Annotated in this window: 22 protein-coding genes; 8 read left to right on the forward strand and 14 right to left on the reverse strand. The window is 54.0% G+C overall.

From position 1 onward, the window contains the following. The 3 genes from ACFX4U_RS07540 to ACFX4U_RS07550 form a co-directional block, all read right to left on the reverse strand. Nucleotides 1-3836 (reverse strand): DUF6531 domain-containing protein (locus tag ACFX4U_RS07540; protein WP_380217976.1); only part of this gene is annotated, 3836 nt, incomplete at its 3' end. 2 nt (nucleotides 3837-3838) lie between these two features. Continuing rightward, a complete protein-coding gene (locus ACFX4U_RS07545) occupies nucleotides 3839-4258 on the reverse strand; it encodes a DcrB-related protein (RefSeq protein ID WP_017458296.1) in 420 nt (139 codons plus the stop codon). Further along, complete coding sequence (locus ACFX4U_RS07550; protein ID WP_175273671.1) at nucleotides 4258-6183, reverse strand: type VI secretion system Vgr family protein; 1926 nt, start codon at nucleotides 6181-6183, stop codon at nucleotides 4258-4260. The genes ACFX4U_RS07545 and ACFX4U_RS07550 overlap by 1 nt, the downstream gene beginning before the upstream one ends. Nucleotides 6184-6714: 531 nt before the next feature. Between ACFX4U_RS07550 and ACFX4U_RS07555 the strand changes: the two genes are divergently transcribed. Beyond that, on the forward strand, nucleotides 6715-7419 hold the full coding sequence (locus ACFX4U_RS07555) for a GNAT family protein (protein WP_313507974.1): 705 nt from the start codon (nucleotides 6715-6717) through the stop codon (nucleotides 7417-7419). A gap of 150 nt (nucleotides 7420-7569) precedes the next feature. Here the strand turns inward: ACFX4U_RS07555 and ACFX4U_RS07560 are convergent, their stop codons facing one another. Beyond that, nucleotides 7570-8991: a hypothetical protein gene (locus tag ACFX4U_RS07560; RefSeq protein WP_313507975.1), complete on the reverse strand. Its 1422-nt coding sequence runs from the start codon at nucleotides 8989-8991 to the stop codon at nucleotides 7570-7572. Nucleotides 8992-9663: 672 nt separating this feature from the next. Between ACFX4U_RS07560 and ACFX4U_RS07565 the strand changes: the two genes are divergently transcribed. Beyond that, complete coding sequence (locus ACFX4U_RS07565) at nucleotides 9664-10500, forward strand: DUF1796 family putative cysteine peptidase (RefSeq protein ID WP_313507976.1); 837 nt, start codon at nucleotides 9664-9666, stop codon at nucleotides 10498-10500. A gap of 73 nt (nucleotides 10501-10573) precedes the next feature. Here the strand turns inward: ACFX4U_RS07565 and ACFX4U_RS07570 are convergent, their stop codons facing one another. After that, nucleotides 10574-11776 (reverse strand): NAD(P)/FAD-dependent oxidoreductase, encoded by a 1203-nt coding sequence (locus ACFX4U_RS07570; RefSeq protein ID WP_313507977.1) that lies wholly within the window; start codon nucleotides 11774-11776, stop codon nucleotides 10574-10576. Between the two features lie 229 nt (nucleotides 11777-12005). On the opposite strand from ACFX4U_RS07570, the gene pitA reads away from it, so the two are divergent. After that, the gene (pitA, locus tag ACFX4U_RS07575) at nucleotides 12006-13502 is read left to right on the forward strand and encodes an inorganic phosphate transporter PitA (RefSeq protein WP_200551285.1); all 1497 of its coding nucleotides are present in this window, start codon (nucleotides 12006-12008) and stop codon (nucleotides 13500-13502) included. 61 nt (nucleotides 13503-13563) lie between these two features. On the opposite strand, the gene uspB is transcribed toward pitA, so the two are convergent. Continuing rightward, complete coding sequence (gene uspB / locus ACFX4U_RS07580; RefSeq protein WP_017458289.1) at nucleotides 13564-13902, reverse strand: universal stress protein UspB; 339 nt, start codon at nucleotides 13900-13902, stop codon at nucleotides 13564-13566. A gap of 450 nt (nucleotides 13903-14352) precedes the next feature. Between uspB and uspA the strand changes: the two genes are divergently transcribed. Further along, the gene (gene uspA, locus ACFX4U_RS07585) at nucleotides 14353-14790 is read left to right on the forward strand and encodes a universal stress protein UspA (RefSeq protein ID WP_007369617.1); all 438 of its coding nucleotides are present in this window, start codon (nucleotides 14353-14355) and stop codon (nucleotides 14788-14790) included. A 189-nt stretch (nucleotides 14791-14979) separates the two neighbouring features. Here the strand turns inward: uspA and rsmJ are convergent, their stop codons facing one another. The 3 genes from rsmJ to ACFX4U_RS07600 form a co-directional block, all read right to left on the reverse strand. Then, complete coding sequence (rsmJ, locus tag ACFX4U_RS07590; RefSeq protein ID WP_305734747.1) at nucleotides 14980-15732, reverse strand: 16S rRNA (guanine(1516)-N(2))-methyltransferase RsmJ; 753 nt, start codon at nucleotides 15730-15732, stop codon at nucleotides 14980-14982. 4 nt (nucleotides 15733-15736) lie between these two features. Beyond that, nucleotides 15737-17779, reverse strand: a complete 2043-nt coding sequence (gene prlC, locus ACFX4U_RS07595) for an oligopeptidase A (protein ID WP_349350386.1) — start codon at nucleotides 17777-17779, stop codon at nucleotides 15737-15739. Between the two features lie 184 nt (nucleotides 17780-17963). Continuing rightward, the gene (locus ACFX4U_RS07600) at nucleotides 17964-19232 is read right to left on the reverse strand and encodes a phosphatase PAP2 family protein (RefSeq protein WP_313507979.1); all 1269 of its coding nucleotides are present in this window, start codon (nucleotides 19230-19232) and stop codon (nucleotides 17964-17966) included. A gap of 194 nt (nucleotides 19233-19426) precedes the next feature. Between ACFX4U_RS07600 and ACFX4U_RS07605 the strand changes: the two genes are divergently transcribed. The 3 genes from ACFX4U_RS07605 to ACFX4U_RS07615 all read left to right on the forward strand — a co-directional run bounded on the left by ACFX4U_RS07605 (nucleotide 19427) and on the right by ACFX4U_RS07615 (nucleotide 22219). Continuing rightward, entirely contained in the window at nucleotides 19427-20269 is an 843-nt protein-coding gene (locus ACFX4U_RS07605; protein ID WP_200551281.1) for a 23S rRNA (adenine(2030)-N(6))-methyltransferase RlmJ, read from the forward strand. A gap of 82 nt (nucleotides 20270-20351) precedes the next feature. Then, entirely contained in the window at nucleotides 20352-21704 is a 1353-nt protein-coding gene (gene gorA / locus ACFX4U_RS07610; protein WP_020455643.1) for a glutathione-disulfide reductase, read from the forward strand. 134 nt (nucleotides 21705-21838) lie between these two features. Next, nucleotides 21839-22219: a hypothetical protein gene (locus ACFX4U_RS07615; RefSeq protein WP_313507980.1), complete on the forward strand. Its 381-nt coding sequence runs from the start codon at nucleotides 21839-21841 to the stop codon at nucleotides 22217-22219. A gap of 16 nt (nucleotides 22220-22235) precedes the next feature. Here the strand turns inward: ACFX4U_RS07615 and ACFX4U_RS07620 are convergent, their stop codons facing one another. The 5 genes from ACFX4U_RS07620 to ACFX4U_RS07640 form a co-directional block, all read right to left on the reverse strand. Continuing rightward, nucleotides 22236-22844: a histidine phosphatase family protein gene (locus ACFX4U_RS07620; protein ID WP_313507981.1), complete on the reverse strand. Its 609-nt coding sequence runs from the start codon at nucleotides 22842-22844 to the stop codon at nucleotides 22236-22238. Nucleotides 22845-23021: 177 nt separating this feature from the next. Continuing rightward, the gene (locus ACFX4U_RS07625; protein WP_380219058.1) at nucleotides 23022-23462 is read right to left on the reverse strand and encodes a putative T6SS immunity periplasmic lipoprotein; all 441 of its coding nucleotides are present in this window, start codon (nucleotides 23460-23462) and stop codon (nucleotides 23022-23024) included. Continuing rightward, complete coding sequence (locus tag ACFX4U_RS07630) at nucleotides 23459-23719, reverse strand: hypothetical protein (protein WP_313507983.1); 261 nt, start codon at nucleotides 23717-23719, stop codon at nucleotides 23459-23461. Before ACFX4U_RS07630 ends, ACFX4U_RS07625 begins: the two co-directional genes overlap by 4 nt. Before the next feature lie 56 nt (nucleotides 23720-23775). Next, nucleotides 23776-23991, reverse strand: a complete 216-nt coding sequence (locus tag ACFX4U_RS07635; RefSeq protein ID WP_313507984.1) for a hypothetical protein — start codon at nucleotides 23989-23991, stop codon at nucleotides 23776-23778. A 280-nt stretch (nucleotides 23992-24271) separates the two neighbouring features. Further along, entirely contained in the window at nucleotides 24272-25165 is an 894-nt protein-coding gene (locus ACFX4U_RS07640) for a LysR family transcriptional regulator (protein WP_249880165.1), read from the reverse strand. Between the two features lie 133 nt (nucleotides 25166-25298). Between ACFX4U_RS07640 and aguB the strand changes: the two genes are divergently transcribed. Continuing rightward, the gene (aguB, locus tag ACFX4U_RS07645; RefSeq protein ID WP_313507985.1) at nucleotides 25299-26183 is read left to right on the forward strand and encodes an N-carbamoylputrescine amidase; all 885 of its coding nucleotides are present in this window, start codon (nucleotides 25299-25301) and stop codon (nucleotides 26181-26183) included.

The raw sequence follows: 26183 nt of genomic DNA on the forward strand, positions 1-26183 counted from the left end.
TCCGTGTGATACCAGTAAACTTCCGCGTGCCCGCCGCGGCTGTCGACGCGGGCCAGCGGTTCGTAGCTGTTTTCCGTATAGATATACTGCACGGCGGCGTCCGGGTTGCTGTCGCTGCATTCGCCGACCATCTGCAGTCCCGACCACGCGTACTGCGTGCGTTCCGCGCTGCGGGTATGGCGTCGCCACACCTGTTTTTCCGTGCGGCGACCGAGCGCGTCATAGCGGTATGCGGCCCGGGTGAACTCTGCGTTGCCCTCAATAATCACCTGGCTGATGCGGTGTTCATCGTCATAGCTGAAGCGCTGCACCGTGCCGCGATGGCTGTCGTGGCGTTCGGTCATGCGCCCAAAACCGTCATACTCCCAGCGTACGCCCTCCAGGCGTTTCAGCAGGTTGTCCCACACCGGCGGTAAATCCGGCGTGGTGCGGTTGTCCGCCGCGTCATACCAGAAACGTTCTTCGCCGGTTGGCTGAATGCTCTGTGTCATACGCCCTGCCGCGTCGTAGCCCCATAGCGACTGACGGTATTTCTCCGCAGGGCTTGGCGGCGCGCCGTCGGTATACATCTGGCGGATAATCTGGTCGGCGCGATCCCACTGGTAGCGGCGTTCGAAGACCAGCCGGTCGCGCACATTGTCCATGCAGCGGCGCTGCGTGATGCGCCCGGCGATATCGTACTGCGTCTCCAGCTCCAGCGCGCCCAGCGTGCGATGGGTTTCGCGGTGCAGTTTGTCGCGCTGGTAACCAGTGATGGGCAGCGTTTTGCCGCCGAAGACGAGCTGCATCTCCAGCAGATGCCCGGTGCCGTAGCGCAGGCACTGCATCTGCCGCCCGTCCGGGAACGTGGTGGCGCTGAGGTTACTTAATGCGTCGTACTGGTGTACGAATTTGCCAGCGTGGTTCTCCTCGCTCACCAGGTCGCCAAGTTTATTGCGCTGGAAAACAATCACTTCTGCGTTTTCCGGTTCGCGCATATCAATCGCCGCCTGACGCCACTCGCTGTAGACATAGCGGCGCACTTCCGTTGCCAGTTCGCTATAGCGGTACTCGGTGCGGTGCTGCTCGGTTTCCCGCGCGACCATGCGCCCAAGCGCGTCATATTCGTAATTCATCACCTGCGGCGGCAGGTTGCTGCCGCTAACAGGGTGGCGCACCAGCGTGGCGACTTGCTGCGCCGCGTTGTACTGATATTCGGTTTGCCGCCCGGCGTAATCATACTGGCGCGTCAGCAAACCGGTGGCGGTGTAATCAAAGCGCCATTGCTGATTGTTGGCGTTGGTCAGCGTTACCAGACGACCCGCGCGGTTAAAGCGGAAACGGGTAACATGCCCGGCGGGATCGGTGGCTTCGGTTACTTGCCCGCGTGCATTAAGTGTCACTTTGCGCTCGCTGACGCCATCTACGCTCTGGCCGCATAACAGCCCGGCTTTGTTGTATCGGAAGAGGGTTTCGCGGCCATCGGCGCGGATGAACGTTTTGAGGCGGCCTGCCGGGCTCCAGATATAGCGTTCGGTGTTGCCAAGCGGATCGGTAGTCAGCACAAGCCGACCGGCATCGTCATACTGGCGGCGGCTCAGATTACCGGAACAATCCTCTTCGCGGATCAACTGCCCCAGCGCATCCCACCAGAAGCGGTGGCTGTTTTCCAGCGCATCGATACGGCGGAGTAAATCACCCTGGTCGTTCCACTCAAAGCGCGTTACACCACCTTCCGGGTCGGTCAACGACACCACATCGCCCGCCAGGTTGTACTCATAGCGCCAGCTTGCGCCGTCCGGTAACACCTCGGTCAGCGGGAAATCGTACAGCGGGTGCCAGGTTTTCAGCGTCGCGCGATCGAGCGGATCGCGCTCCAGCATCATGTTGCCGCGATCGTCCCACGCATATTCCCAGCGACCGCCGTCCGGCTGAATCACAGCAAGCGGCTGCTCAGATTTCCCCGACCAGCTAAATTGCCAGTTGCCGCCGTGCACATCGGTATAATCCGTGATGCGGTACAACGCATCCCAGTGGTGCTCACTCACCACGCCTTCATCGTTGCTGACGCGCGCGTAGCGTTTGGTTTCATCAGCGTCGATACGCCAGTTTTCCAGCACCGCGCCTTGTTCGTCATGCACCTGATAGCCGCTCACGCGCCAGTGGCTGGAATCGGCTGCGGGACGCCACTGGTAATGCACGGTTAAGCCGGTCGAAAAGCCATGCCAGGCCAGCATATCGCTGGCGCGATCCCAGCCGAACTGGCGGGTGACAATATCATCGGCATCGATAACGGCAATCAGTTGCCCTTGTTCGTTATAACGATAGGACACCAGCAGATGGCGTGCGCCGCCGTAAACCTGGTAAACCGCACGCAGTCGTCCGAACGCTGCTTCGTACTCCAGTTCTACGTCCAGCGCTTCGTTATCGCTGGAGATACGCGCCAGTTGACCTTGTTCATTCCAGCTAAAATAGTGGGCGTTTTCGTGGCGGTCATACAGACGGTGCATGCGCCACTCACCGGGACGCGTTGGATCCGGCTCATAAATCTGTTGCTCGCCGTCGCCGGTTTGAATAACCATCGCCCCGTTCGGGCTGCAAAATAGCTTCAGACCATCTTCCGGGTAGGAGATCATATCGCCGCTGAGCACTTCGCCCAGCCCCAGCTCGCGCCCGCTCATATCGCGGAAGATCAGCTGATTATCGGCCAGGCGCAGCAGCCGTGTTTCAAACGGCAGCATCCAGCCGGTGCCGAGCATGCCGGTGGCGCGGTTGCGGCTGTGATAGATGCGCTGCCAGTAAAGCGGCATACGGTCTGGCAGCACAAAATCGAGATCCTCTTCTTTAGCGAGAACCTTTGCTCCGGTAGGAATGTTTACCGGGAAAGCAGTACTCACCGCGTTGATGGCCGTTGCGGTAAGAACCTGTGAAACGGCCATACCGCCGAGCGGGCAAATGATCTCTTTGAGCAGGCCGCGGATAAGCTGGCGCTCACAGGCCATTTTGATCAGGCGCGACAGCGCGCCAATACCCAGGCTCCCCAGCAGGTTGCCAATCAGGTATGCGAGTTGGTTTTTGCCGCTGCGGATGTCGCGCACGGTAATGGTTTCGCCGCCGATGCGCACACGCGGATCTTCTTTGACTTTGATTTCGGCTTCGCAGGTACTTTTCTCGCCGTTGCGCGCGGCAGGCTGGTTGTTGATTAAAACGGTTCTGGAACCCTGGGCGACAAAGTTGCTACTGGTGACCATATGCCCTTTTTTACAGTCGACGTTATCTTTCGGCATCGGTGTGGCATGCGGATCGGCGCTCTCCACCATCGGCTGCGTCAAGTCATCCCACAGATTAGAGCCCCACTTTTTCATGTCGTCGAGCGTGAGATGGCTGGCGCGTTCGGCCACCGCCAGCAGCGCTGCACTCGGGTTCAGGGCGGTTTTCATCACCGCGGCTGCACCAGCAAGGGCTAACATGCCGATAGCCGCCCAGTCGATGCTGTCATCGGCAGGCGCGGCGGCAAGGTTTTGTAAATAGCCCCTGTCCACCGTCGCGGCGGCGCGCGCCGCCTTTTTTTTCATGATAAAGACATCGTCCGAGCCGGATACGATATGCGCATCCGGCGGTCCGGGGTCGATGAGCGCATCCACCATTTTCCCGGCCGCATCACCAATTTTGCCCAGCGTACCGCTGACCATCAGCGCGCCAATCGCCACGGCGCCCACCACGGCGCCAATGCCCGTTCCGGCGACGAACACAATCCCCAGGACAATCGCCCCTTCTACCAACCCACTGACCATATCCGCCAGCGCAGAGCTATGAACCAGCGGGTCTTCAATGCGGGCCGCGATGTAATCCGTCATCCTTACGCCCTCAGCTGTAAACCTGTACGGATTGATGTCCAGAACGCGTCCGCATCCGTATCAAACGGCATGGTACGGCTGAGCGTCAGCACCAGCAGATGGTCGTCAATGCGGGTCACGGCGAGTTTTTCATATATCACTGCGCCCTGGTTTTCGAAACGCAGCGACACTTCGCGGGCGGGCTGCCCGGCAACCGTGCTGTCCTGCGTTTCCCCGGTCACCACTTTGCGCATGCTGCGCTTCACTTTCGCCAGTTGCTGGTTCAGGAAACTCTCTTCGTCGCCGGGTTTGATATCCCACGCCCGGGTAATCACCAGTGTTGCGTTGTTCTCTTTGAATTTCAGCACGTTAATGCTGCGATCCTGGTAAGCATCCGGCAGCGTGAGTTCGCCTTCGGAAAGTACAAATTGCGCCGTCGCCATTATTTATCCGTCCCTTGATTAAATGCCGCTTTTACCGCCGCCTGGATCTGCGCAATGGTGGGTTGCGCATCTTCACCTTTTGTCGGTTTTGTCAGGTTTAAATCCAGCAGGCCCGCAGTGTTGATAGCGCCCGAACCGATAGCATCGATCTGAAAGTCCACGCATTTCAGCGTGACGGTGCCGTTTGCGCCCAGCGTCAGCACCGATTGACCCGCCACCAGTTGAATGCTGTTGTCGGAAGCCTGCACCAGCGGCCCTTGCACCATCTGTGTAAAGCCGCCACCAACCAGTTGTTCGTGCGAGAGCTGTGTTGCCTGGGTATGTTTGCCCGCCACCGAACCGGTGTAATCACGGGTGACGCTCACGCTTTGTGAACCGCCAACGCTGTGCGTCTCGTCGTTTTTTACGTGCGTATCCATGTTACGTTCCGCCTGGATCCACACCTGCTCTTCGCCCGCTTTGTCTTCAAAACGCAGGGCGTTGGCGTTATCGACCGAGCCATCTTTTGAGCGGCTGAGGAAGCCCATTTGCGTAGCGGCAGCGGGCAGCGCCCACGGTGGCATACTGGCTTCGTTATAGACACGTCCGGTAATAATTGGCCGGTCCGGGTCGCCGTTGATAAAGTCGATAACGACTTCGTCGCCCACGCGCGGGATCTGCACCCCGCCGAAGCCCTGCCCGGCCCATGCGCTGGAGACGCGCACCCAGCAGGAACTGGTGTCATCGCCTTTCGCCAGCCGGTCCCAGTGGAATTTCACCTTCACGCGGCCATATTTATCCGTCCAGATGCTTTCACCCTGCGGGCCAACGACGCGCGCAGTTTGCGGGCCGTAGGTGCGCGGCCATGCGGTTTGCTGCGCCGGGCGGAACACCACCGAGGAAGGAATAACGCTGAAATCAATGCGGTGAATGGTTTCGCTGTCAGCACCGCTGGCATAGCGGTTCTCTTCAAAAAAGTAGTTCGCCGCCGTCACCAGATATTCGCCGTTATCGTTAAAGAACGCTGCATTGGTCAACTGGAACGTGCTGCCCGGCACAATGCCAATTGCCGTCGCCGTGCCTTCAATTTGTTGATGCTCCACCTGCCAGCGTTCCTGGCGGATGCGGGCGTAAAACTCGCCGTGACCGTGTTCGACAAAGCGGCCTGGCCAGTCATAAACATCGATGGTACCAGGCGAGGGTGAACTCGGATTTTGCCGCGCCTGGAACAGCCACGCGTTGGGTTTGCGGAAATCGTAGTCATCAAGACTATAAAGCCCCGGCGTTACGCTATCTTCCAGCGCCCACTGGCTGATGCCCTCTTCGTCGGTACTGCCACCGGAAGGGGTCTGGTGATAAGGGATCGTTTCGTAACCGCTGAAGGGATCATGCTGAGTCGCCGCATCCGTCAGCACCAGCGTGTGTTTGTCCGCTTCGTGACGGAAGTGGTAAGCAATACCTTCCAGCTCCATCAGGCGGCTGATGAAATCAAAGCTGCTCTCCTGGTACTGCACGCAGTAGTCCCAGGTGCGGTAACTGCCGGTCAGTTTGTCTTCAATGTTGACCTGGTATTCGCCGAGCAGGGTTTTCACGATTTGCGGTACTGTCTGGCCCTGGAAGATGCGCAGATTGCGGTCGCGCTTCATCGGCCAGAGATCGGGTTCAACAGTGAGTTGATACACTGCGTAGCGGGTGCCGGAAAGTTCAATAGCGCTCACCGCCACGCGGGTGATTTTGCCGTTCAGGTAGCGCGGCGCGCCGGTCAGCGTTTGGGTTGGAATAGCGACAGTCACCGATTTACCCAGCAGCGTGCTGCGGTCCATTCGCGCGTCGGTGCCCAGCAACTGCAGGTTAAAGGTGAAGGCTTCGGACAGCGCTTCCCGTCCGGAAATCTTCCAGAAAAGCAGTCCTTCGACGGGTAACTGAACAGTAATTCGATTGCTCATAAATCGGATCCTGACGTAGGGACATGCACGATTCCGGGTGCTGTCCAGAAGTTTAACCTTACGGGTTTGAGAAAAAGCTACCGCACGATTGCTGTAAACAAAAAGATCAATATTGTCTGGTTTTTCGCGTCAAGAAATGCCAGGAATTATCCTAATCCGCGATTAACCTACTAAAAAAAGAGTCATTTTTTTACAAGCAGACGGGGAACAATCGTTAAAAAATGACGCTTAGGCCAAATCTTATGCCGCTAAATTGCTATTGCGCTGTTGCAACCGTGTTATTCAAAAGCGCTAAGTTAAATTATGCAATACATGTTTCGCGATTATTATCCCACTTTCACGCGAAAGCGCAGACACGCCAGATGAAAAGCAGTATAAGTTTTTAAAACACCCGCCGTTATATTATTTGCGTGATTATATAAAGTCTCATAATTATATGCCGATAAAATATAGCTCTATATGTCATTGCCATTTAACACCCATTAAATAAGAGTTAAGCAGGATTAAATTCGTAATAATCAGGAGGGGATAATGGAATTTTTTAATCAGTATGGACAGCGCATTGGTCAGGAGATCCAGGACTGGACAAGACGCCCGCTGCCAGAAAAAATTTCGCTTAAAGGCCGTTACTGCGACGTTATACCGCTTGTCGTGGATCACGCGGAAGATCTCTTCCCGGAATGGCAAAGCATTGATGATGACCGGGACTGGACCTATCTTGAAGATCCCCGGCCGAAAGATATGACCGCATGTTATGCCTATCTCAGAAATCTCGCGTCACGCCCTGACAGGATCTATTTCGCGGTACAAGATAAAGAGGATAAGCAAATAAAAGGTATTTTTTATACCGGGAAATTCGATCAGGAAAATGGTTCTTTTGATATTGGCGACGTTAACTGGACGCCGTTAATGAAAAGAACACGTATGAGTACCGAAAGCCTTTATCTTGTTTTGTCTTACTTTTTCGACCAGTTGAAGTATCGCAGATGTGAATGGCGCACCGGCAGTTATAACGCGGACGCGATTCATTCGGCGGAACGTATTGGTTTTGTGAAAGAAGGCATTTTGCGGGAGAAGAAAATTCGTAAAGGCCGGCTGAGCGATATTACGGTGTTCTCGATTACCGTGCGCGAATGGTCGGGTCTCTCGTCGATGATGAATAGCTGGCTGAACGAAGACAACTTTGACGGCCGTGGTCGCCAGTTGCATAAACTCTCTTCATTCCGCCGCTACTGATAGCGCCATGCGTTGATTCATACCTCAACGCATGGCACTTGCGAATAACGCTTTTACACGCTCTGCATTGCCTGCACCGGCAGGTGAAAACCCGCCTGGCGGTCTGGCTAACGGTTGTGCCTGAGCCAGGCGGCTCAGGTTTACGTTTGACTAGCGTGTGACTTCAATATTGGTCACTTTCACCGGTACCTCTTTGCCTTTTACCCACTGGGTTAACGGCATAAAGACGTTCAGATCAGACAGCCAGGCCAGCGTCTCTTTTCGCGTTTCGCCATCGCTTTCAATCTCGCAGGCGACTTTCCAGTAACGTCCGCTGAGCACGCTGCTTACCTGGCGCGCGTCATCACTGCCGGTCACTTCGCAACGACGATTGATCACCGTGTTCTTCTCATCTTTGCCCGTTTTCGGTGCCACCGTATCAAAGGTGAATGTCTGCCCCTGGTGCAGCGGGAAGCGCAGATTGGTGTGAAGTTCACGGGTTACCGTTGGTGTGTAACTCAGACTGATGGCTCCTTTTAACTGCCCAAGGTTGCCCATCGTCAGGCGCTGCGCCTTGAACATTTTGTAGTTTTCCAGCAGCAGCATAAGCCCGTTGGGTTGCACATCGAGTTGCATCGGTACGACATCGTTATCGCTCCATTGCATGTTCCATGTCAGCTTTTTAAAGCGCGGTGTGGCCCACGGATTAACGATTTGCAGAGCCTGCTTTTCGATATCTGCGTGCAGCGGGAACTGGGCCATCCATTTCGGTGAATTATTGGTGAAGTCTGGCAGACCTGGGCCAAGGAGGGTGGAGACGCTTTTTTTCTTCGTTGACGGAACATACACCCCTTCCCCTTTAAACGCAGTGGGCGTGCTCATGGCGCAAAGCTGTTTCAACGCAGCGGTGGTGGCTGGTGTGTTGACAAACGTGTCCGCGCGACGCTGTGCCGCTTTACCAGTCAGGCTGTCCGAGACATAACCTTCGGGCGTGATATCCAGCCCGGCAATCACATTGTCATGCTGGGTTTCACAGTTATAGCCATGTACTTCAAGTTTCAAATCGTAGGGCGCGTCATACGGCGGATCGAAAGTGATTTCGCTGTATTCAAAGCCAATTTTAGCGATCACTAACTCATTAACCCGCAACACAGAAGCCGTATCCAGCAGGATTGGCGTTTCGTATTTCGACATTTTCTCGATATAGACCCAGCCTGGGTTTTTCAGTCGGGAAGCCTGGCAAAGATTTTTAGCAATATCATCCAGCGCGCTTTGGGGTTTTGGCTCTGCGTAACGGTCGTAGCTGTCGCCGTAGAAGCGGCGAACCACCGCGTCTTTATCATCCAGCATTTCCCAGTACAGCTTCACCGCTTTGTTGGTGGTGCAATCAAAACCATCCCAGCGGTTAATGTGTTGCCCGTCGTCAAACACCACCTGATTCATGGCGGAAATGCGGTCGTTCACGCGCAGCATTAACAACGGGTTTACTGTGTTGCTGACGATTTTTTTGCCCTGGATTTCAGGGTAATCAGCGGCTTGAACGCTAATAGCGGTGGCAAGCAGTGCGGGCAGAAGTAACGTGCCGGTTTTCATTCTCATTCCTTGTCAGAGATATTTTCAGTCATTGCGCAACAGAGGGCGTGCTGAGGTTATCGGCAGAGGACGGCAAACATTAAAGGTGTAAAAACAGTCGGCTCCACAAAAATTGACGCGGCTTTATTTTAATTCCGCGACCTTCATCAAACCGGTCGGACGATTTTGAGATTTTCCTGATGAAGGGTAAAGGCAAGACAAAGTGTAAAATATGTAACGGCGTGTGAGTCTTTATATCAAATTTATCTCCTGTTCACGGCGCTAATGCAACGTGCCGTGAGGAATTTCTTAATAAAGAGCATAACTTAGGATATATCATGTATATGACCTAACTCTATTATTATGACTGGCATAATTTATCTTCTCTGTAAGAAGAAATAATTATCACCAGGCTATCACCCAAGTTTTCTTATTTTAAAATCCGCAAAACGGAAGTAATAGCGGATGTCATTGATATGCCCGTAATTTACTGATCACTCTCAGTAAATCGAATTTATTTATTTCACAATGCCAGCGCAAAATAGAAAAAACGCACCAAATAATAATAAATACAACAAGTTATATTCACGCTGTGCACATGTTCAAAAGCAGCGGAACAGATAAAAATCAGCAGCGATAAGGTGACTCATCACTTTATTTGGAATGGTGTAATAACAACATGAGGTGCCCCTGATGAAAGGCGAAGCTATTAAACAACGCGTGAGAGATAACCTCAAATCGCTGAAAAGAACGATGCGCAACCTGCATAAAAAATGGAAATATCGCAATAATTTCACTTCGCAAGTACTTTGGGTTTCATTGGGTGAGAATTGCCTTCCCGATGATATTCTTCGCCGACATAACCGAAAATCCTTCAGTTCCGTTTTTTCATCTGGCCGCTCGAATATTGAATATATTCTGCAAATGGAAAAAGACGATTATCGCCATTTGCTGGAAAAAGAGCATTTACAACATTTCCCGGATGGCGAGCATGCCGTTGTGCGTTCGACGTTTTACGAAAAATGCGTGGGGCAATACAGCGAAAGACATATGCTGGGCTTTGAATTCACCCATCATGACCCGCTAAGAATTAAAGAAGACAGCCGCGCATTTCAACGCCGCATTTCCCGCCAGCTACAATACCGGGGCAAAAAAGATTTTGTGTTTCTCTATCATCACAGAATCACCGAGCATTCGGATCTCTCCCTTTTACGGGAGCATCTCAACGAATTCCTGTCGTTGTACAACGCGCAAGGCTGCGACTGTAAGATCGTGCTTTTCTATCAACACATTATTGCGGCGAATAGCGCCAAACGTATCGACTTCACGCCGCATGAAAGCGGTTTGCTCGAATTTGTATGCCATACCCACGAGATATGGGGCGGGGATGATTTAGAGACATTCTGGGCGAAAAAAGACGATGCCCTTTTCGCCCAGATGTTCGAAACCGTGGACCAGTACAACCTCAGCAAACACCGCACGTTTCCTGAAAGCGCTCTCGTCTCCACCAGCTCAGGCGTGCCGCTGTAACAAAAGAAACATGAGCGATTCACCGGCGATAAAAAAGCCCGGGCAGGGCTTTTTTATTCATCGCAGCGCGGACTCAGGCAGAAGGATCCGCCGCTAAGGCCTGTGCGCAGGCCCAGGCGCTCGACCACGCCCACTGGAAGTTGTACCCGCCAAGCCAGCCGGTGACATCCATCACTTCACCAATGAAGTACAGCCCCGGCACATTGCGGGCTTCCATGGTGCGCGACGACAACTCATGAGTATCGACGCCGCCGAGCGTCACTTCTGCAGTGCGATACCCTTCGGTGCCATTCGGCTGCACGCGCCAGTTCGTCAGCAGCGCAACCAGATTCTCCTGCTCGCGGCTATTGAGCTGTCTCAAGGTGACATCCGGGATCTGTCCAAGCTGTTGCAGACACTCCACCAGCCGTTTTGGCAACTGCAAAGCCAGGGTGTTTTTCAGGCTCTGATTCGGGTGCGCATCGCGCTGCTGATTGAGGAAGCCGTCCAGATCGACATCGGGCAGCAAGTTAATACTGACAAATTCACCGGGCTGCCAGTAGCTGGAAATTTGCAAAATGGCCGGGCCGGATAATCCCCGATGGGTAAACAGCAAGTTTTCGCGGAAAACCGTGCCGTCCTCGGCGGTGATCACCGATGGCACCGAGACGCCGGAAAGCGTCTGCATCTGCTCCAGCAGTGGTTTATGCAGGGTAAACGGTACTAACCCGGCGCGCGTTGGCAGCACCTTTAAACCGAACTGCTCGGCGATTTTATAACCGAACGGCGAGGCTCCCAGCCCCGGCATCGACAAACCGCCGGAAGCAATGACCAGATTTTTCGCCTGCACGTTTTCGCCGTTGAGTTGCAAGGTGTAGCCATCGTCGTTGCGCTCAACGCTAAGCACTTCCGTACGCAGACGCTGGATAACGTTGCCCTTTTCGCATTCGGCCACCAGCAAATCGACGATTTGCTTCGCCGAATCATCGCAAAAAAGCTGACCCAGCGTCTTTTCATGCCAGGCGATGCCGTATTTACCGACCAGATCGATAAAGTCCCACTGGGTGTAGCGCGCCAGCGCAGATTTGCAAAAATGCGGGTTTTGGCTCAAATATGCCGCAGGCTCGACATAAAGGTTAGTAAAGTTGCAGCGTCCTCCGCCGGACATCAAAATCTTGCGGCCAGGTTTTTTGCCATTATCCAGCAATAACACCCGACGGCCCGCCTGCCCGGCCAGCGCCGCGCAGAACATGCCCGCCGCACCGGCGCCGATAACAATGGCATCAAACTTTTCCACAACTTCACCCTCATTGATAAATCGTGGCGGATTGTAAAGAGTTCACGCTGGTCGCACCAGCGTGAATACGCGCGAAAGGTAACAGGGCATTGAAAAATATAAATTAATTTTAAAATGTCAGTTTAATTTAAGAAATAATGTCAAAAAAAATCCATAATTCACTTTGCCGACGCTGCCAATGTCCCTGATAATGCGCCGCGTTCATGTCCTCAAAATGGCTTAACGACCTATGGTACATTTGTTTGCCGGCCTGGATCTTCATACCGGGCTATTACTCTTGCTTGCTCTGGTTTTTGTTCTGTTCTATGAAGCTATTAACGGCTTTCATGACACAGCCAACGCCGTAGCAACCGTCATTTATACACGCGCTATGCGTTCTCAGCTGGCGGTCGTGATGGCAGCGGTGTTTAACTTCTTCGGCGTTTTGCTGGGTGGGTTGAGCGTCGCGTATGCGATTGTGCATATGTTGCCGACCGATCTGCTGCTGAATGTTAGCTCTGCGCATGGCCTGGCGATGGTCTTTTCCATGCTGCTGGCCGCTATTATCTGGAACCTTGGCACCTGGTATTTGGGCCTGCCTGCTTCCAGCTCCCACACCCTGATTGGCGCGATTATCGGTATTGGTTTAACCAATGCGTTGATGACCGGCACCTCGGTGGTGGACGCGTTAAACATCCCGAAAGTGCTGAATATCTTCGCTTCGCTGATCGTTTCACCGATCGTAGGCCTGGTCTTCGCTGGCGGTTTGGTGTTTATCCTGCGTCGTTACTGGAGCAATACGAAAAAACGTGCGCGCATCCATATGACTCCTGCTGAACGTGAGAAAATCGACGGCAAGAAAAAACCGCCGTTCTGGACGCGCATCGCGCTGATCCTCTCGGCGATTGGCGTGAGTTTCTCGCATGGTGCGAACGACGGTCAGAAAGGTATCGGCTTGATTATGCTGGTGCTGATTGGCGTTGCACCTGCGGGCTTCGTGGTCAATATGAATGCCTCCGGTTACGACATCACCCGTACGCGTGATGCCGTCAACAACGTGGAAACGTACTTCCAGCAACATCCGGCGCTGCTGCAAAAAGCGACCGGTGTCGATCCGCTCATTCCAACGCCGGAAGAAGTGGCCACCCAACCGGGTGAGTTCCATTGCCATCCGGGACGCGCCATTATGGCGCTGGATCGCGCGAAAACGATGCTGACCAACGTTGAAAGCTACGACAAACTGCCGGTGGAACAACGCAGCCAGCTGCGTCGCATTATGCTCTGCCTGTCTGATATCACCGACCAGGTGGCGAAGCAGCCGGAAGTCAGCGCTGACGACCAGCGTCTGCTGAAGAAGCTGAAAGGCGATATGCTGAGCACCATCGAGTACGCGCCAATCTGGATAATCATGGCCGTCGCGCTGGCGTTAGGCCTGGGTACGATGATTGGCTGGCGTCGCGTGGCGACAACCATCGGTGAGAAGATCGGTAAGAAAGGCATGACGTATGCGCAGGGCATGTCCGCGCAGATGACGGCCGCCGTTTCTATCGGTCTGGCGAGTTATACCGGGATGCCGGTTTCCACTACGCACGTGCTGTCGTCTTCCGTTGCCGGGACGATGATCGTTGACGGTGGTGGCCTGCAGCGTAAAACCGTGACCAATATTCTGATGGCCTGGGTCTTCACCCTGCCAGCATCGATTATTCTGTCCGGCGTGCTCTACTGGCTGTCACTGCATCTGATTTAACGCGTTTCGCGCATGACAAAAAACGGGCCCGCTTACTGGCCCGTTTTTTTATGGTTTCAATTCAGTGCCAAATCAGCAGCGCGATCAGGCTTACGACTACCAGACCGCAGAGCGAACTGGTTAAAATGAACAGACGGCGCACACGCTCGCAGCGGCGAATAAATTCATCATCATGATGGTCGCGATAGCGCTGGGCGTAGATATACCACACCAGCCGCATCTGTTTGCTCGGTTGACCGTGGGAAGTGAAAAAGCCGCCACCGTCCACGTATTGATAAAGTAGAGGGTCGCATCCGCGAAGTACTACTAACAGCGCACGCAGCGATGAGTAATAACGCGCCATGTTAACCACACATACGACACACAAAGCCCAAAACAGCGCAACAGTGCTGATTACCATATCCCCTCCCCGGCGACCGCCCACAGAGATTCGCTCCTGGACCCTCGCTCCCGGATACCCAACCAAGCCAAACAACGAAGAGTATTAATCGCCGTACGGGATGACAACACAGGCGGTGTCCCGCAATTGACTTCGCTTCCATGCGCCAGACAACTGAGGGACACCGTCTGTTTTCCGTACGGTTTATTTATAGTGTAGGAGATCAGTTTATTTTTTTGCCACAAGCATCACCATCATCAACGCATCTGGCTGTAAATCTGGCTTAAGTGAATCGTGATCCAGGTTGATTGACGGTGCTAAAAGAGCGTTATAAGGTAGAAATATCTTCACAATGAGATCTTTAAGGCCGGGCGCTACGCTCACGTGAAACGCAGGATGCGGGCGCAGTGCAACAGCATCAGGGGGTTTTAACCCCGATGGTCATCGACAACTTATGGAAGGAGTAACACTATGGCTTACAAACATATCCTTATCGCAGTCGATCTCTCCCCCGAAAGCAAATTGCTGGTTGAGAAAGCGGTATCCATGGCGCGACCGTACAACGCGAAAATTTCCCTGATTCATGTCGATGTAAACTACTCCGATCTTTATACAGGCCTTATCGACGTTAACCTCGGCGATATGCAAAAACGTATCTCCGACGAAACGCATCAGGCACTGACCGAGCTTTCCACCAACGCAGGTTACCCGATCACTGAAACCCTGAGCGGCAGCGGCGATCTGGGGCAAGTACTGGTGGATGCTATTAAGAAATACGATATGGATCTGGTGGTATGCGGCCACCATCAGGATTTCTGGAGCAAACTGATGTCTTCCGCACGCCAGCTTATTAACACCGTGCACGTCGATATGCTGATTGTCCCGCTGCGGGATGAAGAAGAAGATTGATATTACGCTAACGGCTAAACGTTAGGCTAAATACCGCCCGGCTCGCGCAATGCGGCCGGGCTTTTTATTGCTCACTACAAACCCCATGTGGTCATCAACAGATGTTGGTGCCGTGTTGTCGGGTTAAGCTCACAGAAGTGGCTGGTTTTTGGTACAGCCTTACGGGGAGCAGCCCATGCCGCCGTCTGTTTACTCTCCGGAACCGGGGTAGATATCGAAGCGATGACTTTTCGTGACGACCGCCGATTGGGTCGCGCACCCTGCCAGCGGCGGTGCATAATCCGGGCGTTTAACCACCACGCGTTTAATGGCGAGCTGGCGCGCGGGCTCAAGTAAACCGTCGGCATCCAGATCCGGGCCAACCAGCGACTGAAACACCCGCATCTCCTTTTTCACCAGCGCGCTTTTCTGCTTATGCGGAAACATCGGGTCGAGGTAAACCACCTGCGGGCGCGGTGTGATATCCGCAAGCCCGGTCAGGCTTGAGGCATGAATCAACTGCAGCCGTTCACGCAGCCACGGGCCAATCTCCGCATCGGCATAGCCGCGATTCAGGCCATCTTCCAGCAACGCGGCGACAACCGGGTTGCGCTCCAGCATCCGCACCCGGCAGCCCACCGATGCCAGCACAAACGCATCGCGTCCCAGCCCCGCAGTCGCATCCACCACTTCCGGCAGATAGCTGCCTTTGATGCCGACCGCTTTCGCCACCGCTTCACCACGCCCGCCGCCAAACTTGCGCCGGTGTGCCATGCCGCCGGCGACAAAGTCGACAAAAATCCCGCCGAGCTTCGGTTCGTCGCGCTTACGGAGCTCCAGATGCGTCGGCGTGAGCACCAGCGCCATCAGGTTGTCATTGTCCTGCTCCAGCCCAAAGCGGGCCGCAAGAACAGATAAGGCGCCGTTTCCGGCGCCCGTTTCATCCAGCAAACAGATTTTCAATGCATTAGCCTTCGATACCGTAATGCTCAAGCATCGCGTCAATCTGCGGCTCGCGGCCACGGAAGCGTTTGAACAGATCCATGGGCTCTTCCGAACCGCCACGAGTCAGGATGTTGTCAAGGAATGACTGCCCGGTCTCGCGGTTGAAAATCCCCTCTTCTTCGAAGCGGGAAAACGCATCCGCCGCCAGCACATCGGCCCACAGGTAGCTGTAGTAACCTGCCGCGTAACCGCCAGCGAAAATATGGCTGAACGCATGCGGGAAGCGCCCCCATGACGGTCCCGGCACTACCGCAACCTGGCGTTTGATTTCTGCCAGCGTTTCGAGGATTTTCGCCCCTTGCTCCGGGCTGAACTCGGCATGCAGGCGGAAGTCGAACAGGCCGAATTCCAGCTGGCGCAGAATAAACATCGCTGCCTGATAGTTCTTCGCTGCCAGCATTTTATCCAGCAGCTCCTGCGGCAGCGGCTCGCCGGTTTCGTAATGACCGGAGATAAACGCCAGCGCCTCCGGCTCCCAGCACCAGTTTTCCATAAACTGGCTCGGCAGCTCGACCGCATCCCACGGCACACCGCTGATGCCCGCCACACCGGCGGTTTCAATGCGCGTCAGCATATGATGCAAACCATGACCAAACTCATGGAACAGGGTGATCACTTCATCATGGGTAAACAGCGCCGGTTTGCCATTCACCGGGCGGTTAAAGTTACAGGTGAGATAAGCCACCGGTTTTTGCAGCGAGCCATCGGCTCTGCGCAGTTGACCCACGCAGTCGTCCATCCAGGCGCCGCCGCGTTTGTTCTCGCGAGCATAGAGATCCAGGTAGAAGCTGCCACGCAGCTCGTTGCTCTCGTCATACAGTTCAAAGAAGCGCACATCCGGGTGCCAAACGTCGATATCTTTACGCTCTTTGGCGGTGATGCCATAAATGCGTTTCACCACTTCGAACAGACCGTTCACGGCGCGCTCTTCCGGGAAGTACGGGCGCAACTGTTCGTCGCTAATGCTGTAAAGGTGCTGTTTCTGTTTTTCGCTGTAGTAGCCAATATCCCACGGTTGCAGCTCATCCACACCGAACTCGGCTTTGGCGAAAGCACGCAACTGCGCCAGCTCTTTTTCGCCCTGCGGACGCGCACGTTTGGCGAGATCGGTTAAAAACTCCAGCACCTGCGACGGGTTTTCCGCCATTTTAGTGGCCAGCGATTTAAAGGCGTAGCTTTCAAAGCCCAGCAGTTGCGCCAGCTCGTGGCGCAGCGCGAGGATCTCCGCCATCACCGGGCTGTTGTCCCATTTCCCGGCGTTCGGGCCCTGATCGGAAGCACGGGTGCTGTACGCGCGATACATCTCTTCACGCAGCGCCTGGTTGTCGCAGTAGGTCATCACCGGCAGATAGCTCGGGATATCCAGCGTCAGCAGCCAGCCTTCTTGCTCTTTGGCTTCCGCTTGCGCTTTTGCCGTCGCCAGCGCGCTTTCCGGCATACCAGCCAGCTCCGCTTCGTCCGTCACCAGCTTGCTCCAGCCCATGGTGGCGTCCAGCACGTTGTTGCTGTAGATATTGCCGAGCTCAGAGAGACGCGCGGCGATTTCGCCGTAACGTTTCTGTTTCTCCTTCGGCAAGCCGATGCCCGACAATTTGAAATCACGCAGGGCGTTGTCGACCGATTTCTTCTCAGCGACGCTCAGCGAAGCGTAATGCTCCCCGTCGCGCAGATCGCGGTAGGCGTTGTATAACCCTTCGTTCTGCCCAACCCAGGTGCTGTATTCAGAGAGCAGCGGCAGCGTTTGTTCGTAAGCCTCGCGAAGCTCCGGGCTGTTTTTCACCGAGTTCAGGTGGCTGACCGGCGAGAAGAGGCGACCAAGACGGTCATCCACTTCCGCCAGCGGCTGGCAAAGATTCGCCCAGGTATACGGGCCGCCCTGCGCGACAACGCTTTCCACCGCGTTCCGGCAATCGTCCAGCGCTTTGGTTACGGCGGGAACAACATGCTCAGGAAGGATTTGAGAAAACGGTGGCAGCACGAAAGGCGTCAATAAAGGGTTGGTCATATGCGCAGTCCTTGGAATGAGGTGAATAAAGCGCTCAGGCGCTTGGCAATGTTTTCTAGCATGGGGTTAAGTGTAGGAGATTTCAATCCCGGACGTTGCGCTTAGCTGGGTATCGCTGCAATAAGCAGCAGCGAAGAAAAAGCCCGGCGACCTTGCGCCATCCGGGCGTCGTTATGCGGGTAACTCAGCGCGCTTTATGCGCCATTTCGAAGGCAGCGGACAAGTTCAAACGCTGCCAGAAATTTTGCTCATCTGTCGTGCCGGAAAGCGGATAACCCGCCGGTAAGGCCGTTTTCACCATCAACGCACGGCGCTGGCTGGCAGAAAGGTTCGGCAGCGCCGCTTCCAGCAGCACTTCTGCGCCTTGTGGTACAGTCACCGCTTTCGCTGCCCCTTTCTGTTGTGGCAGATCGTAGGTCATTGTAAAGCGGTAGAAATCGCGCATTGCCGGGTCACGATAAGGATCGTCTTTGCCGGCGGTCTGCGCGCATTGCGCCAGCGTCGTACCGCACTCTTTTTCCAGCGCGGCACGCAACTGATCGCGGGCTTCGTTAAACATCGTACGGTAAGCCGCATCGTTGAGGTAATGTGCCACATTGCGCTGTGCCACCATGCGCGACCCCATTACATCCAGCGGGTAATGCACACCTAACACCACGCGCGAGTAGCCGTAGCGCGCACCGCGCGTCATCAGCGCATCAAAACGTTCCGGGAGCATTTCCGCCATCAGCAGCGCATCGGTATAGCCGGTATTGGTGTGGCCGCTCGGGAAAGAGCCGCCGTCTGCGGTGTAGGCTTTATTGTCTTTCACCACCACATCGTCCGCCACCAGGTGAATGGTGTTGCCCGCAATCAGGAATGGACGCTTGTAATCAAAGTGCTTTTTCGCCGCGCTGGTGCTGATCTCCGTCGCTTTGATCAGCGCCGCGGCTTTGCCCAACTCGCCTTTGTCATAGGCGGTGAGAAACGCTTTGCCCAGCTTTGGTCCCAGCGCATCGGCAATAAAGTAGAGATAGCTGATGCCTTCGGCATCGGCCAGCGCCTGGCGACGTAAACCTTTTGTCGCGTTGAGGTTAATTTCCTCGGCAGTTTGCAGGTTGGCATCCAGCGTCGTTTTTGGCAGCGAACTAAATGCGGAAAGTAGCGCAATCCCGGCTTGCTGATTGGCTTTGACCTGGAAGTCATAACCCCGCGCTTTTAGCCACGCGTTGTCCGCTTGTTGATGCTGGGCTGAGTGCTCAAGTTGATCGCGCGTCAACGAGGAGGCACTTCCCTGCAACGCCTGGCGCAAGCCCGCCAGCGACTGCGCTTCCAGTGCAATATACGCCTGGCTTTCTGACGCAGGCGTCGTCGTATTCGCGATATCGCGCGCTTGCATAACGGAAATATCTTTCGCGCTCGCCTGATAAGCCAACAGCAGCGCGGCAGTTAAAAGCGTGAGACGAATTTTCATTTTTTATCCTTTTATTCAAACAATTACCTTGTCTGAAAGCGACGCTAGCCCCACAGTTTGACATTTTCATGACACAGTTATGTTTTGAAACCTTTTGCGCCCCGCTGAAACAAGCGGGCGCGGGCTACGGTAATCTGCACCAATCTGCGGTAAACTGTGCGAAATCTCGTTTATTTTCCGGAATCTCAGTATCCATGCTCAGTTATCGCCACAGCTTCCACGCAGGCAACCATGCCGACGTCCTTAAACACACCGTTCAGAGCCTGATAATCGAAGCGCTGAAAGAAAAAGAGAAACCGTTTCTCTATCTCGACACCCACGCAGGTGCCGGGCGCTATCAGCTTTCCGGCGAACATGCAGAACGCACTGGCGAATATCTGGAAGGCATTGCCCGTATCTGGCAGCAGGATGATTTACCGGCTGAGCTGGAGCCGTACATGAACGTGGTGCGTCATTTCAACCGTAGCGAGCAGTTGCGTTACTACCCGGGTTCTCCGCTGATTGCCCGCGAACTACTGCGCGAGCAGGACAGCCTGCTGTTGACTGAACTGCACCCGAGCGACTACCCGCTGCTGCGCCAGGAGTTCCAGAAAGATAGCCGCACTCGCGTCGCGCGCGGCGACGGCTATCAACAGTTAAAAGCCAAGCTGCCGCCGGTTTCCCGTCGTGGTTTGATCCTTATCGATCCGCCCTACGAAATGAAAACCGACTATCAGGCAGTAGTCAGCGGTATCCACGAAGGTTACAAACGTTTTGCCACCGGCGTTTACGCACTGTGGTATCCGGTGGTGCTGCGCCAGCAAATCAAACGTATGTTGCGCGATCTGGAAGCCACCGGCATTCGCAACATCCTGCAAATCGAGCTGGGTGTACGCCCGGACAGCGATCAGCGCGGCATGACGGCTTCCGGCATGATTGTGATTAACCCGCCGTGGAAACTCGAAGCGCAAATGAACAGCGTGCTGCCGTGGCTGCACAGCAAACTGGTGCCAGCCGGCACCGGACATACGCTGATTCACCAGGTGGTGCCGGAGTAATCGCAGCCATTGGTGGAACCTTTTCGGCTGCGCGCTACAATCGCGAACATTTTCGACTTCGTTCAGGATTAAGGAAACAACCATGAGCAAACATTACGACTACATCGCTATTGGCGGCGGCAGCGGCGGTATCGCATCGATTAACCGTGCGGCTATGTACGGTCAAAAATGCGCGCTGATCGAAGCAAAAGAACTTGGCGGCACCTGCGTGAACGTCGGTTGCGTGCCGAAAAAAGTGATGTGGCACGCGGCGCAGATTTCTGAAGCGATTCATCTGTACGGCCCGGATTACGGTTTCGACACCACCGTGAACCATTTCGACTGGAGCAAACTGGTTGCCAGCCGTAGCGCCTACATCGACCGCATTCATACCTCGTACGATAACGTGCTGGGTAAAAACAATGTCGATGTGATCCGGGGTTTCGCGCGCTTTGTCGATGCCAAAACCGTGGAAGTGAACGGCGAAACCATCACCGCCGACCATATCCTGATCGCCACCGGAGGCCGTCCTAGCCATCCGAATATTCCGGGCGTTGAATACGGTATTGATTCCGACGGTTTCTTCGCACTGCCCGCGCTGCCAAAACGCGTGGCGGTGGTTGGCGCAGGTTATATCGCCGTGGAACTGGCGGGCGTGATCAACGGCCTGGGTGCCGAAACGCACCTGTTCGTGCGTAAACACGCGCCGCTGCGCAGCTTTGATCCGTTAATCACTGAAACGCTGGTTGAAGTGATGGCGGCAGAAGGCCCGACGCTGCACACCCACGCGGTGCCGAAAGAGGTGGTGAAAAACGCCGACGGCAGCCTGACGCTGACGCTGGAAGATGGCCGTTCACAAACCGTGGACAGCCTGATTTGGGCGATTGGCCGCGAACCGGCAACCGATAATTTCAACCTTGCGGTCACCGGCGTGAAAACCAACGACAAAGGGTATATCGAAGTCGATAAGTTCCAGAACACCAGCGTGCCGGGCATTTACGCGGTGGGCGATAACACCGGCGCGGTAGAACTGACACCGGTCGCCGTGGCAGCCGGTCGCCGCCTCTCCGAACGTCTGTTTAACAACAAACCGGATGAGCATCTGGACTACAGCAATATTCCGACCGTGGTGTTCAGCCATCCGCCGATTGGCACCGTTGGCCTGACCGAACCGCAAGCACGTGAGCAGTATGGCGATGACCAGGTGAAAATCTACAAATCATCCTTCACTGCGATGTATACCGCCGTGACCACCCATCGCCAGCCGTGTCGTATGAAGCTGGTGTGCGTTGGCCCGGAGGAGAAAATTGTCGGCATTCACGGTATCGGCTCCGGCATGGACGAAATGCTGCAAGGCTTTGCGGTGGCGCTGAAAATGGGCGCGACCAAAAAAGACTTCGATAACACAGTGGCAATCCACCCGACAGCCGCTGAAGAATTCGTTACTATGCGTTAAGCAGCGCGCTACACGTATTTCCTGTGCGTTAAACACGAAGAGAAGCCCCTGCGGGCTTCTTTTTTTTACCGTCTTACCGGCGCGATGCTCTGACAAAATCGCAACATTATTCGGCAGCAAAAAAGGAGCCATTAATGGGCTGGGAAATGCATATCACCCGGGCGGAATGTTGGTCGGAAAGCGAAACGCAGCCGATCGGCAGCGAAGAATGGGTTCAACTGGTGAATCATGATGAAGAGCTCGCTTTTGATCGGCGCAACGGTGAATTTTACGCGCTATGGAAAGGGCAAGAAACCTGCTGGCTGGAGTGGAATGATGGCGCAATCACCACCAAATCGCCCGCAGAACCGCTCTACTGCAAAATGCTGGAAATCGCTGCAGCCCTGAAGGCGCAAGTGCGGGACGATGATGACCGCCTCTATCTGCTGCCGGGCGATTTATTAAATCCATCGTGGGCAATACCAGAGGCGAAACCGTCGTTGATGCAAAAAATTACCGGCTTTTTTAAGAAGTGACCATCAGGCGCGGCAGTTAGCCGCTTTTTAACCCCAGCAAATGGCTGGCCACTCCCCAGCGCACTACCCGGCAGGTGTCGTCGTTGATCTCCAGCAGTGAATAACTGGCATTGGGATGGTGGTAACGCGCCACATTTTCGAGGGAGATTTCCAGTAACTGCGCTATCGCCGCCTGCATAATTTGCCCATGCGACACCAGCGCTACCGTGTCATGCGGGCAGAGATCCGGCAAGCGGTGTAAAAAGTCGAGCAACCGCTGCGCGGCCTGCCCCAGCGATTCACCCTGCGGCGGTTGAAAAGCCTCATCATCACCGAAACGGGGATATTCCCGGCGAATATCGCTCAGCAGCTGACCATCAAACTCACCGAAATTCTGCTCCTGTAACGCATCGTCGAGGCGGATATCACAGTGATATTGTTCCGCGATTAACAAAGCCATCTGCTGCGCCCTGCCGAGCGGCGATGAAAAAACGACGTCAGGGTGAATCCCCGCATCCCGCAGCCCGCGAACCAAAGCGTGGCCCTCTTCGCGCCCGCGCGTCGTTAGCGGGCTATCGAGCTGCCCCTGGATAATGCCTGCCCGGTTCCACTCGGTTTGCGGATGACGAATCAATAGCGCTTTCATATTCCGGTATATCCATCCGAAAGTTATAAGAGAATCACAACCATTCGAGCCAGGCTCTTATAAAAAAGTAATGAGGCCGCATTTTACACACGGAAAGATCAACTTTGCAGAAGTAGTTTTTATCCTGCTTTATGCCTGCCAGTGAAATATCGTACCAAAGCGAAGCAACGGTCTCTTTTAAAACTCATTTTTATCAACCTTGATTACTGTTGCGTGCCCCTCTTTTATCTCAAAAGCAGTATCAAAACGACGGGTATTAAATTCAGTAGTTTTTGCTTTTTCTTTCGATTCCAGCGTGAAGCTCGCCACAAACTGCCCTTTAGCGGGAAATTTATAAACACCAGGCGGAATGCACATTTCACCGTTATTAACAGATAAGCGAGGATGTTGCTGATACCAACGCTCTTTATGAGGAGTGTGGCGCGGTGCAATGCTGATAAATACAGGCTGATAATCTTCAGCAGAGAGGATCCCAAAACAAATTTGCTCATTCTTCAATGTGACCAAGGTGGTCTCCGCTGGCTTATATCGTTGGTCCAGCCGATCCCCCATTGGACAACCGCTAAGCAGAGGTAGAAACAAAAAAGGAACACATTTAGCGCATATTTTCATTTTCATAATCCATTTGGGAAATTACGTAACGCGACTCTATAAAGAGCTTTCAAATCAGCCTCATGTTGCACGATATTTCTTGAGGTGACCGTCTTTGATGTCTTAAGCTCTATCCCATTACCTAATCCATATGTTTCGAGAACAAAATTATCAGCCACTATCTGCGCCTGCTGTTCAAGCGGATATTGTGCGAGTCTTCGCCCATCTAAGCGATAGCCGTAGTCGGCATTCCAGCTGAAAAGACCTCTGAGTCTGACCTGCATACCACGTTCTCGTTGCCAAACGTGTGTCATTTCATGAATAAAAAGATGCTGTAAATCTATTTTTCCCGTGAAGAATCATCTCTGAACCAATCCCGAAAATACAATTCACCATTAGGCGACATAGCAAATTCTCTTTTTTGCAGTCCCAATGGGAAATAGCTATCGTGGTGAATCCAAACAGTGTGGTAAGGAATCGAATTTCCGAAAACTGATTTAGCAAGGCGCAACTCGCCTAATGTCAATAACCTTATCGAGCCTTCATTATCCGCCACACCTTTCTCCTTGGATTTAATACCTATAATTGTCAGCCAGTAAATACAACACTAACCATCTTAACATTTTCTATAGTCGCCAAGGAAACAACTCACTGGCATCAATATTGCCGCCGCCCATTCATTGAGACTATTCTCATAAAAAATACGCCCAAGAATTAAATAAATGCATATCTAATAATATCAACATTAATTGATCAACCTAAGAAAATAAAAACGCATTCCCGCTTTTTTAAGTAAGCATTCAAGCAATACGGTTTGTGTGAAATCATTTTTCCCGCTAAATCCTCGCCGCCTTCAGTTCGTTAATCAGCCACTGCACCGCTGGCTGGTAGTCGAATAATCGATGGGTCAGCAGCAGCAAATCGTATGATGGCGCGCCCTCCGGCAGTTGCATAATGCGCAGCGGCAACATTGTTGCCAGTTCCCTGGCAATGCGAAACGGCACGCACATTAAATAACCAGTCGCCACCGCCACGCGCCCACCAACGGCGTAACTTTGTACTACCGTCGCCAGCGGCCGGTAGAGGTGTTGTTCGAGCAGCCAGCCGTCAATATGATCCGCGCCGGAGCTGACCGCCGGTAAATGGATTTGCGCTTCACTTACCAGATGTCTCATGGTGAGCTGTTCCGGCAAATCGGTGCGTTCGACGGAAGCGATAGCGACAAAGTGGTCGGAGATAAGCTTATGTTTATTAAAATAATGCGGGATATGCTGAACGTTATCGACGCCGATGAACGCATCCAGTTGCCCCTGCTCCACTCGCTCAACCTTAATGGTTTCTGAAAGAATATCGACCGACAGCCGGACATTCGGCGCAATAGTTTTAAACCGCGCGGTCAGAACCGGCATAAACATGAACTCGAAATAGTCCACCGCGCCAATGTAAAACGTGTGAGCGTCGCGCAGCGGATCGAAATGGCTTGGCCCGCGCGTGGCGGTATCCAGCTTGCTCAGCGCGCTCTCGATCACCGGGATCATCATCGCGGCGTAGGGCGTCGGTTCCATGCCGTTGCGCGTGCGGATAAACATCTCATCGTTGAGCTGCTCACGCAGGCGATTCAGGGCATGGCTAAAAGCAGATTGCGACAGATTCGCTTTCAGCGCCGCGCGGGTCACGCTCTTCTCTTTCGCCAGAATAGGCACCAGCCGCAGCAAATTCAGGTCGATCACTACTATGCATCCTGTTCATGTTTTCATGATAACAATACATTTTATGCATAACGTATTTCGTTGCTATAGTTTGCAGCAAAATAAGTGCTGACGATTTGCACTGCCTGAACCGAGAACAACGGGAGAGTTTTTTATGAGAAATGTAACCGTCGCCGCAACGCAAATGGCGTGTAGCTGGGATCTGGATAAGAACATTCAAAATGCTGAACGTCTGGTGCGTGAAGCGCATAGCAAAGGCGCGCAGGTGATCCTGATTCAGGAGCTGTTCGCCGCGCCTTACTTCTGCATCGATCAAAGCCCGGAACACTACGCACTGGCGCAGGAAGTGGCGAACAGCCCATTGATCAAACACTTCTCTGCGCTTGCCAAAGAGCTGGAAGTGGTGCTGCCGCTGAGCTTGTTTGAAAAGTGCAACAACGCCTATTACAACTCGCTGGTGATGATTGACGCCGACGGCAGCGTGCTCGACACCTACCGTAAAACCCATATTCCAAACGGCCCCGCTTACCAGGAGAAACAGTTCTTCATCCCTGGCGATACGGGTTTCAAAGTGTGGGACACCCGCTATGCGAAAATCGGCGTCGGCATCTGCTGGGATCAGTGGTTCCCGGAAACCGCTCGCGTTCTCGCCTTGCAAGGCGCAGAAGTGATTTTCTACCCGACCGCGATTGGTTCAGAACCGGCTTATCCGGATATCGACAGCCAGCCGCACTGGACGCGCGTTCAGCAGGGCCACGCCGCCGCGAACGTCATCCCAGTGATTGCGTCTAACCGTATTGGCACTGAAACCAGCAAATACATCGAAGGCCTGGAAATGACCTTCTACGGCTCCTCCTTTATCGCCGATCAGACCGGTGAACTGGTTGAGCAGGCAAACAAAACCGACGAAGCGGTGCTGGTGCACACCTTCGATCTCGACGCCATTGCCGCACAGCGCGCCGCATGGGGGCTGTTCCGCGATCGCCGCCCGAATATGTACAGCGCGATTGCCACCTCCGATGGCAGCGTAAGGAGCTAA

This window comes from Kosakonia sp. YIM B13588, from assembly GCF_042788165.1.
Taxonomy (GTDB): Bacteria; Pseudomonadota; Gammaproteobacteria; order Enterobacterales; family Enterobacteriaceae; genus Kosakonia; species Kosakonia sacchari.